1 protein-coding gene and 1 pseudogene are annotated in these 1,489 nt (G+C 57.0%); both read left to right on the top strand.

The features are described from left to right. The coding region (locus AC09SL_RS29415) for a hypothetical protein (RefSeq protein WP_479571996.1) at positions 1–279 on the top strand (279 nt) is incomplete at its 5' end. Positions 280–931: 652 nt separating this feature from the next. Continuing rightward, positions 932–1,276, top strand: a pseudogene (locus AC09SL_RS29410) (DUF6124 family protein). Positions 1,277–1,489 lie beyond the last annotated feature (213 nt).

Genomic DNA, 1,489 nt, shown 5'->3' with positions numbered 1-1,489 from the left:
ATCAACAAAGCCTTCGGCGCTGGCGGTCATGGGCACAAACGCAGCAAGGCTGCTGCAACCGAGCAGGAGCAGCGCGGGGCTGGCGTTGAGAAGGGTACGGCGGTTTGGGCGGCGGTCGGGCGAAAAACGGACACGTGTGCTCACTGTGACGCTCCTACTTTTTGTTGTTTTTATTTGTCATACGTCGTCGTACAACATGAGGGCGATTATTTGGAAGCTGCTCCCCATTGTCAACTGGCCATTATCGGAATTATCCAACTTGGGGATGCTTCAAAATGAGGAATTTCAATGGTTGTCACCGATTGAGGTCAAGATCGCAGGCCTTGGCGCTGGGAAAATCCGGGGCTTGAGAGTAGCGATGAGGGCGCTTGGTTGTGCGATGACTGGTCTAAGACATTAGTCGAATGTGGGTGATCGGAAGGCTTGAGCGGGCTCTTGTGGCGAGGGAGCTTGCTCCCGCTGGACTGCGAAGCAGGCCTTTTTTTGTTTCAACGCAGAATTTTTCGGGGCGGCTTCGCCACCCAGCGGGAGCAAGCTCCCTCGCCACAGGTGTTTGTGTTAACCCAGGCTCCCAGTCCAAAAGGGGGCGTGTTTATCCAGATATAGGATCATTCGGGATCGGGCTACGTTGTCTTGCGCCGTTGCCTACAACTGCGCCAGAATCCGCCGGCTTGTGCGCCTTGGGGTCGGGCGCTATCGTTTCCGGGTCGCTGATTGAATCAGCGATCGGGTTTGGTAGCCCAGGTGTCGGTGCATAGCGTCATCTCTTGCAAGTGCAATCATGCACTTCGCGTTTTGGTGGCCATGCGCAGGGCCTCTTCGGAGGCGCCGGCTCCGATGCCCGGTCTACCAACCTTCGTATGGCCGCCACCCTAATTCGTTTGGTAGCGAGAGGGTGTTGGCTCCCTTCTACAGCATCGGAGCTTCATCTATGTTCAAAGTAACCCCCAACCCACCGGACACCGATCCATCCAACACAAAAGCGTTCGACAAAGCCGCCGACCGCATCCTCGACTTCTACCTCAAGCCCAAACCCAGCAAACCCGAGTCCGATCCCGGCCAGCTGTTCACCGTCGCCCATGGCGTCGACACCTAAACCCTGCTCGCCAACCTCAGCGAAAACCTGGCCTCGGCCAATGCCATGGTCAGTGACCTGGCCTTTGACCTGGAAGGTTCCAGGCGCCATATCGCCCTGGGCATCCAGCAATCGATTGAACTGAGCGCAATGCTGGCAAACCGCGCGTTGGACAACGTCGAAGCACGCCAGTCGACATAGCGCTGAGGGCGCATGCTCCCGCGGGCCTCTGTTGCAGCTGTGTAGGCGTTGTGTAAGCGTTGCGTAGGAGCTGTGTGGAGCTGTGTGGAGCTGTGTAGGAGCTGTCGAGTGCAACGAGGCTGCGATCTTTCCATTGCCGATTGAGTCGGAAGATCAAGATCAAGATCAAGATCAAAAGATCGCAGGCTTCGCCAGCTCCTACAGAGGCCTACC

It is taken from the genome of Pseudomonas sp. PF05 (assembly GCF_056521845.1).
This window is presented reverse-complemented; position numbering and strand designations above follow the sequence as displayed.